At 57.9% G+C, this 599-nt stretch carries 1 protein-coding gene; it reads right to left on the bottom strand.

From position 1 onward, the window contains the following. Nucleotides 1-147: DUF982 domain-containing protein (locus EOA29_RS39255; protein ID WP_145970150.1), on the bottom strand; the 147-nt coding region annotated here is incomplete at its 3' end. Nucleotides 148-599 lie beyond the last annotated feature (452 nt).

Below are 599 nucleotides of genomic sequence, written 5' to 3'. Positions count from 1 at the left end.
TCGCAGCGCAGTGTCGTAAATCGGGCCGCGCCTATTTTTCGGCCATTCGTAGAGAAATTCCAGGGCGTCCTCGATGCATGCGATTTCCTGGATCAGGCTGTTTCCGCTCTTGACGAAAACAGGGCTGTCGAACATCCGGTCGTTCATAAGATCCTCCAAATCGAACGAACAATTGAGTGTCAGGAGGGCCGGGACCTACCGGCAGTGTCCCTGGCCCAGCGGCGATATGGGTTTGAGGACTTTTGTCGTCAAGAGTGCTCTGCAACCTCTATGAGCTTGCTGCATGGACCTCGCCCGAATAGGACCTCGCGAACCAGGCTCATCGCCAACGGGCGTGGCGACTTGGTTAGCAAGCGGATGCTAATATGGATCGCTTACCGTTGGCCCGCCGGGGTGGGTGTGTCGTTTGCGAGCCGACCTGCGACGTCAGGTAGGTCCGGCCTGCTCTGGACAAGGTTCATATTCGTCTCGCTGTCAGACACCGCATGTTGCTGGCAAAGCCAAGGCGCCCACCATGTTCGAAAGGTAAGCATGGCAGGCACCCCAAGATGACCGACGACGGAGTGGGTCGGATTTGTCGGCGGCCCCCGCAATCAATG

The organism is Mesorhizobium sp. M1E.F.Ca.ET.063.01.1.1 (genome assembly GCF_003998155.1).
GTDB lineage: Bacteria > Pseudomonadota > Alphaproteobacteria > Rhizobiales > Rhizobiaceae > Mesorhizobium.
Note: the sequence above shows the minus strand (reverse complement) of the source record. Positions and strands in the feature narration are given on the sequence as shown.